The organism is Lacisediminihabitans sp. (assembly GCF_043726815.1).
GTDB lineage: Bacteria > Actinomycetota > Actinomycetes > Actinomycetales > Microbacteriaceae > Lacisediminihabitans.
Genome location: NZ_JAYSJZ010000007.1, coordinates 1 through 7,462, shown reverse-complemented (window position 1 = coordinate 7,462; position 7,462 = coordinate 1). Strand labels below are relative to the sequence as shown.

Below are 7,462 nucleotides of genomic sequence, written 5' to 3'. Positions count from 1 at the left end.
CCCCCGTCACGTCGGCCGAACGGCTCAGGACGGGCGGGTCTCCGGGGACACCGTGCGCGACGGGTCGCGCTCGGCGAGATGACCGATCACCGACTCGATGCGGCCGAGGGCGTCCGGGGAGAGCCTGACGCCGGCCGCCTTGACGTTGGACACGACCTGCTGCGGCTTCGACGCGCCGATGATGGCCGAGGCCACATTCGGATTCTGCAGCACCCAGGCGATGGCCAGCTGGGCGAGGTCGAGGCCGGCCTCCTCGGCCACCGGGCGGAGTTCCTGCACGGCGGTGAGCACGTCATCCGCCAGGAAGCGCTTGATCATGTCAGCGCCGCCCTTCTTGTCCGTGGCGCGGGTCCCCTTCGGCAGCGGCGCTCCCGGCAGGTACTTGCCGGTGAGGGCGCCCTGGGCCACCGGCGACCACACGATCTGGGAGATGCCGAGTTCCTGAGACGCCGGCACGACATCCGCCTCGATCACACGCCAGAGCATGGAGTACTGCGGCTGGTTGGAGATGAGCTGGATGCCGAGGTCCCGCGCGAGGGCGTGGCCGGCTCGCAGCTGGTGCGCGTTCCACTCCGAGACCCCGATGTAGAGGGCCTTGCCCTGCCGCACGACGTCGGCGAAGGCCTGCATGGTCTCTTCGAGCGGGGTCTCCACGTCGTAGCGGTGGGCCTGGTAGAGATCGACATAGTCCGTCTTGAGCCGCTGCAGCGAGCCGTCGATCGACTCGAGGATGTGCTTGCGCGAGAGTCCGCTGTCGTTCGGCCCCTTGGGGCCGGTGGGCCAGTACACCTTGGTGAAGATCTCGAGCGACTCGCGCCGTTCACCCTTGAGGGCCTTGCCGAGCACCTTCTCGGCGCCGGTGTTGGCATAGGCGTCCGCCGTGTCGAAGCTCGTGATGCCCACCTCGAGGGCCGCCTTCACGCACTCGATCGCCGTGTCGTTCTCTACCTGTGATCCGTGGGTGAGCCAGTTGCCGTAGGTGAGCGTCGAGACCTTGAGGCCGCTGTTGCCGAGATATCTGAAATCCATGCCCCAACGTTACGCCGAACGGCCCGACCACCGGGTGTGGTCCCGGGTAGCATTCGGTGAATGGTCCGTTACGTGGCACTCCTCCGCGGCATCAACGTGGGCACGGCGAAGGCGATCTCCATGGCCGATCTCGCCGAGGTGTTCGCCGGTCTCGGCTTCTCCGCCGTGAGGACCGTGCTGCGCAGCGGTAACGTCGCCTTCTCCTCCGCAGACCCGCTGGCGGTGGACGCGGCGCGATCCATCGAGGCCGCGGTTCACTCCTCCACCGGAGTGCAGTCGAGCGTTCTGCTCCTCGCCGGCGCCGACCTCGCCGAGATCGTGGCGGCCAACCCGCTGCTCGGCGTCGCGACCGATGGATCGAAGTCGTTCGTGACGTTCGCGAGCTCGATGCCCGATCGGCTCGAGGTGCCGCAGGCGGCCGCCATCGCCCCGGAACTACTGGCGGTGGGGGAGAGGGCGATCTACCAGTGGATGCCGAACGGGAGTCAGCAGACCCGGGTGCCCAGGTCGTTCTGGAAGCAGTTCGATGGCACGGTGACCGCCCGAAACTGGAATACCGTCACCAGGCTGCTGGACCTGGTCGGCGAGTGACCAGAGAGTAGTCTCTTCCGGGTCGATGTGAAGAAGCCTCTCCTCCTTCACAGGGTTTACGGAGGTTCGTCCCTGAGGCTGGAGCAACAAGGCCGGCACGAACGAGCCCCGTCTGGTGCGATTATTCCGCCAGCGATGGGACCCCGTCGGTCAGGTTCCCGCCCGAATCGGGAAGCCTCCATCTGCGCTCGAAGTCGTGCGTTTGCCCGAGTGTGCGCCCGCTTCCCGCGTGCCGCAGCGATCCGGAAGAACCCCGCTTGCCCAAACATTCCTCCCGTGTATCCGCGCGTGCCCCGCACCCGATAACGGAGCCGATCGCCGCCCGCGTTCGCCCGTATGTGACCGAACCCGTGGCACCGGCGACGCCGTCGCTGCCCGCCCTCAACGGGCGATCGGTGCGCAACCTCCGCCACGTGCGCACGGTTCGGCTGCTCCGTCGAAACGTGGCGGTACTCGCCGCCGCATTCGGCGCGCTGCTCGTGGGCGCCGTGGCCGTGCCCGCCTACGCGCAGGCGACCGCGCCGCCGGTCTATGTGGCCCCCGTGCTGCAGCAGTTCGCGGCATCCGAGTCGCTGCCCTCGCCCGTCGTCGAGCGGACCGACAGCTATTCGGTGACCGTTCCGCCGAAGCTTCAGTGGCCGGTGGGTGCAGGAACCCCGATCAGCGACGGCTTCGGTCCCCGCGTCTCGCCGTGCTCGGGATGTTCGAGCCTGCACGAGGGAGTGGACTTCGATCCGGGATACGGCGCCACCGTGCACGCGATCGCCGCCGGTGTGGTCGTGGAGACCAACAGCCCCGGGTACGCCGCCCTCGGGGTGCACGTCGCGATCGAGCACGTGATCGACGGGCAGACCATCGTGAGCGCCTACGGCCACATGCAGACCGGCTCGATGCACCTCAAGGTCGGTGACATCGTGCTCGTCGGCCAGCCCCTCGGACTCGTGGGCAGCACCGGCGCGAGCACCGGTGCGCACCTGCACTTCGAGATCCGCCAGGGCGGAACGACGCCCGTCGACCCGATCGCCTGGATGCGGGCGCACCTGGGCTGATCGCTCGAGCGGCTCGGTCAGAACTTTCGGGTGAACGGGTCCGGCTTGCGCATCCGGGCGAGCAGGATCAGCGGGATCACGACGTATGGCAGGTTGAAGGCGAGGAACTTCACCGGATTGTGGGTCTGGTACTGCGGCTCCCCGAAGAACTCGACGCCGAACACGATGACGCCGGTGAGCACCGAGATCATGGTCGCGTAGATCACCGCGGGCAGCTGGATCCAGTTTCGGCCGCGCAGGAGGGCGTAGGCGAGCACGAGGTAGAAGGGGCCGTAGACGAAGGCCGACAGCCCGGTGACGAGTCTCATCCACACCGGGGGATTCATGAAGAGCGGATCGGCGTCGTGGGCGTACCAGTAGTTGCCCTGCACCAGCGGGTTTCCCGAGGTGGGGGAGAACTCGACGCTCACCGTGGGCAGGAGGTCGCTGATCACCGAGGTGACGGCGAACGCGACGAAGATCACGACGAAGAAGATGTCCACCGGGCGTTGACGGAGCGGGAGATTGGGCACAGGCCCATAGTGGCCCAGCCGGGCGGCCGGGCATAGGGCCGGGGGTGTTGATTCGGCTCCCAGCATCGCAAGGTAGCGTCCTCTCGTGAACACGTTTGCCGCCGTGTGGCGGTCCCGGGTGCTGTCGGCATTCACCGGCGATCGTCAGGGGCGCCCGGACTGGGTCGAGCAGATCGAGTTGGGCGACGACGCCGGCTTCTTCGGGGTCGGATCGGCCGCCTGGGCGGTGCACGGTGGCATGGCCACGCTGGTCGCCGGCATCCGCGCCCTGCTGATGCAGACCCTCCACCCGGGGGCGATGGCCGGCGTGCACGACTGGTCGCGCTACAAGGAGGACCCGCTCGGCAGGCTCTCGGGCACCATCCAGTGGCTGATCGGCGTGACGTTCTCCGACACGGCGATGGCCGTGCGCGAGTCCAACCGGGTCGAGCGATTCCACGACCGGGTGCGGGGCACCTACCTCGACGCGAACGGGGTCGAGCGGCCGTACTGGGCGGGGGACCCCGAGCTGCTCTCCTGGGTGCACGTGGTCTTCACCGACGCCTTCCTCGGCAGCCACGCCATCTGGGGCGGACCGATCCCCGGCGGAGCCGACCGCTACGTCGGCGAATGGACGAAGGCCGGGGAGCTCATCGGCGTGCCCTCCCCGCCGACCACCGAGGCGGAGCTGCGGGCGCAGTTGGAGGCGTTTCGTGCGTCCGGCACCCTCAAGAGCGACGAGCGTGTGGCCGAGGCGGTGCGGTTCATCCGCAATCCAGGCATCGCGCGAGGCATGCGGCCGGCCTACCGCATCCTGTTCGGCGGCGCCGTCGCGTCGATCCCGCGCGAGTACCGCCGGCTGCTCGGGCTTCGCCGACCGTGGTGGCCGGCCATCACCCTCACCCGAGCGGTGGTCGCGCTCGTCGGGTCGATCCTGGGACGCAGCTCCACGAGCGAGTCCGCGGCGCGAAAGAGACTCGCCAGGCTCGGCCTGCTGCCGGCGGCCGGGGATGTCCGAAGCCTCGGCTAGATTGCCTGTGGGATGAGCAAACAGGACGGCAGCACTCGGCAGGTGAGTTCGGCCTCGGTCGACAGCAGCACCGCCACGATCCTGCACGTGGACCTCGACGCCTTCTTCGCCTCGGTCGAGCTGCTCGACCGGCCCGAGATCGCGCACCTGCCTGTTGTCGTGGCCGGGCGATCGGCGCGGTCCGTCGTGACGGCGGCCAACTACCCGGCCCGCAAGTACGGGGTGAGATCCGCCATCCCGCTCTCGCAGGCGCTTCGTCTGTGCCCGAAGGCGATCGTGCTCGAGCCGCACTTCGAGAAGTACCGCTTCTACTCCGAGAAGGTCATGGCCATCTTCGACGACGTGACCCCGCTCGTGGAACGGCTGGGGATCGACGAGGCGTTTCTCGACGTGGCCGGCGCCAGGGGACTGATCGGCTCGCCGGCGGAGGTGGGCGAACTGATCCGCCGCCGGGTGCACGAGGAGACCGCGCTCAACTGCTCGGTCGGCGCCGCATCCACCAAGTTCGTGGCCAAGCTCGCCTCCGGGCGGGCCAAGCCGGATGGGATGCTCGTGATCCCCGCCGACCAGACGCTCGCGTTCCTGCACCCGCTGCCCGTCGGGGCGCTGTGGGGAGTGGGAGCCGCGACCGAGGAGGCGCTCACCCGGCGGGGCCTGCGCACCATCGGTGACATCGCCGCCACCCCGATCGAGGCGCTGAAGCGGGCGGTGGGGGAGGCATCCGGGCGAAAACTGCACGACCTGGCGAACGGCCGCGACCCCCGGGCGGTCAACCCGCGCGCCGACGAGAAGAGCGTCGGTCACGAGGTGACGTTCGAGGTGGACACCCTCAACTCCGACGAGCTGCGTCGCGAACTGCTCCGCCAGGCGAACGCCGTGGCCGTTCGGCTGCGCACGGCCGGTTGGGTGGGGCGAACCGTCGTGCTCAAGCTGCGCTACTCCGACTTCAGCACCATCACCCGGTCGCGCACGCTCGCCGAATCGACGGATGTGGGCAGGCGCATCTACGAGGAGGTGCGGTCCATCTACGAGGCGATCGGCCAGCACCCGCCGGTTCGCCTGATCGGCGTGCGCATGGAACAGCTCACCCCGGGAGACGGCCAGCAGCCTGGCCTCTGGGACGAGGACGAGGGCTGGCGTGAGGCGGAGGACACGATCGATGCCGTGAGCGCCCGGTTCGGCCGCGGAGCGCTGCGGCCGGCATCCCTGCTCCGATCGACGGCCCCGCTGGGCGATCCGCGGAACCTGCCCCGCCAGGAGCACTAGCCCTCCTGCTACCCCTTCGCGTACCTCCTGCCGAACCCACGAGTGGGCGATTCTGGCGCTTCCGCCGCGGTCTTGGCGCCAGTTCTGCCCGCTCGCCGCTTCAGCCTGCATCCCGGCTCCGATCCACGGCTCTGCTCGGGGATCCGCGCAACCTGCCCCGCCGTTCGTCGCGTCACCCCTCCAGCAGTCTCTCTCGCATGGGTGAGTGGGCAATTCTGGCGCTTCCGCCGCGATCTTGGCGCCAGTTTTGCCCACTCGCCATGGGAGAGCGCGAGGGGGGCGAGGGGGAGAGCACTCGCGGGCTTCGTCACCCTTCGACGGTTCCCTAGAATCACAGCATGGACGAAGGCACCTGGAACCGCACGACCATCGAACCGCAGAGCGTGGAGGCGCCGCTCTCCAACAGCGCGATCTTCCTCGTCGTGACCATCAGGCCGGGCGACGAGGCCGCCCGCCGCGCCCGGGAGGTGATCTCCGACATCGGCGGCCTCGTGCGCGCCGTGGGCTTCCGCGACCTCGCCGGGCACCTCTCCTGCAACGTGGGCATCGGGTCGGAGGCCTGGGACCGGTTCGAACAGCCATCGCGGCCCGAGCAGCTGCGACCGTTCGCCCCGATCACCTCCGGCACCCACGCCGCGGTGTCCACGCCGGGGGACCTGCTCTTCCACATCCGCGCCGAGCGCGCAGACATGTGCTTCGAGCTCGAGCGTCTCATCCTGGACAAGCTCGATTCGAGCGTGACGGTGATCGACGAGGTGCAGGGATTCCGCTACTTCGACGCGCGCGACCTGCTCGGTTTCGTGGACGGCACCGAGAACCCCACCGGGGCGGCGATGGCGGATTCGTCCATCGTCGGCGACGAGGACGCCGACTTCGCCGGCGGCAGCTACGTGGTGGTGCAGAAGTACCTGCACGACATCGCGGCGTGGAACGGGCTATCGACCGAGCGGCAGGAGCAGATCATCGGTCGAACCAAGGCCGACAACGTGGAACTCGACCAGCCGGATGACGCCCGCAAGTCGCACAAGTCCCTCAACACGGTGGTCGACGCGAACGGCGTCGAGCACGACATCCTTCGCGACAACATGCCCTTCGGACGCCCGGGCCGCGGCGAGTTCGGCACCTACTTCATCGGCTACGCCCGGGAACTGTGGGTGATCGAGCAGATGCTGCGCCACATGTTCATTGGTGACCCCGTGGGGGAGTACGACCGCATCCTCGACTTCTCCACCGCCACCACGGGCACGACCTTCTTCGTGCCGTCGCTCGAGGTGCTCGAGGGACTCGCCCCCTCCGACTGAGCCCTTCGGCGTCACGTTTCGAAACACAGCAGCCTCGGGGCCGGGGCCCCAATAGGCTCACCGGTGTGCTCATCACTCCACGCCTCGTGATCGACCGGCGCCCCGCCTGTCGATCCCTTCGGTAGAGCCCGCCTGCCCCGGCGCGTCGCACTCCTGCCGCGCCCCCACCCAGACTCCTTCCCCGGCGACCGCGAGACATCGCGGCCTCCGGCGACCCCTCGACCGCGCCCTGGAGGCAGCAGCATGATCAGTCTCGAAAAGTTGACCAAGGTCTACGGCAGCGGAGACAGCCGCACCGTCGTGCTCGACGGCCTGGACTTCTCGGTCGCGAGCGGCGAGATCTTCGCGGTGGTCGGGCCGAGCGGCGCGGGCAAGAGCACCCTCGCGCAATGCGTGAACCTCCTGGAGCGACCCACCTCGGGCGCGGTGCTCGTGAACGGGGAGAACCTCTCCCGGCTCAGCGAGAAGCAGCTGAGGGTGGCGCGCCGCAGCATCGGCACGATCTTCCAGGCCGACGGGCTGTTCAGCCGTCGCACGGCCGCCGCGAACATCGCCCTGCCCCTCGACTACCTCGGAGCGACCCCGGCGGAGACGAAGCGCCGGGTGGGGGAGCTGCTCGAGCGGGTGGGCCTGTCCGACAAGGCGTCGAGCTACCCGCACCAGCTCTCCGGCGGACAGCGCCAGCGGGTCGGGATCGCGAGGGCG

8 protein-coding genes are annotated in these 7,462 nt (G+C 69.0%); 6 read left to right on the top strand and 2 right to left on the bottom strand.

Annotated elements, in window-relative coordinates; genetic code table 11:
• Positions 1-24: 24 nt before the first annotated feature.
• Positions 25-1,029, bottom strand: a complete 1,005-nt coding sequence (locus ACHZD8_RS01150) for an aldo/keto reductase family protein (RefSeq protein ID WP_394768268.1) — start codon at positions 1,027-1,029, stop codon at positions 25-27.
• A gap of 60 nt (positions 1,030-1,089) precedes the next feature.
• Here ACHZD8_RS01150 and ACHZD8_RS01145 point away from each other — a divergent pair, with 60 nt between their 5' ends.
• Together ACHZD8_RS01145 and ACHZD8_RS01140 are read left to right on the top strand one after the other, a co-directional pair.
• The gene (locus ACHZD8_RS01145; protein ID WP_394768267.1) at positions 1,090-1,620 is read left to right on the top strand and encodes a DUF1697 domain-containing protein; all 531 of its coding nucleotides are present in this window, start codon (positions 1,090-1,092) and stop codon (positions 1,618-1,620) included.
• 338 nt (positions 1,621-1,958) lie between these two features.
• A complete protein-coding gene (locus ACHZD8_RS01140) occupies positions 1,959-2,669 on the top strand; it encodes a M23 family metallopeptidase (protein WP_394768266.1) in 711 nt (236 codons plus the stop codon).
• Positions 2,670-2,686: 17 nt separating this feature from the next.
• On the opposite strand, the gene ACHZD8_RS01135 is transcribed toward ACHZD8_RS01140, so the two are convergent.
• Positions 2,687-3,181, bottom strand: coding sequence for an EXPERA domain-containing protein (locus tag ACHZD8_RS01135; protein WP_394768264.1), 495 nt, complete (start codon positions 3,179-3,181; stop codon positions 2,687-2,689).
• Between the two features lie 85 nt (positions 3,182-3,266).
• Here ACHZD8_RS01135 and ACHZD8_RS01130 point away from each other — a divergent pair, with 85 nt between their 5' ends.
• The 4 genes from ACHZD8_RS01130 to ACHZD8_RS01115 all read left to right on the top strand — a co-directional run.
• Entirely contained in the window at positions 3,267-4,190 is a 924-nt protein-coding gene (locus ACHZD8_RS01130) for an oxygenase MpaB family protein (protein WP_394768263.1), read from the top strand.
• A gap of 12 nt (positions 4,191-4,202) precedes the next feature.
• The gene (gene dinB, locus ACHZD8_RS01125; protein ID WP_394768262.1) at positions 4,203-5,456 is read left to right on the top strand and encodes a DNA polymerase IV; all 1,254 of its coding nucleotides are present in this window, start codon (positions 4,203-4,205) and stop codon (positions 5,454-5,456) included.
• Positions 5,457-5,794: 338 nt separating this feature from the next.
• On the top strand, positions 5,795-6,757 hold the full coding sequence (locus ACHZD8_RS01120; protein WP_394768261.1) for a Dyp-type peroxidase: 963 nt from the start codon (positions 5,795-5,797) through the stop codon (positions 6,755-6,757).
• Between the two features lie 243 nt (positions 6,758-7,000).
• The coding region (locus tag ACHZD8_RS01115) for an ATP-binding cassette domain-containing protein (protein WP_394768260.1) at positions 7,001-7,462 on the top strand (462 nt) is incomplete at its 3' end.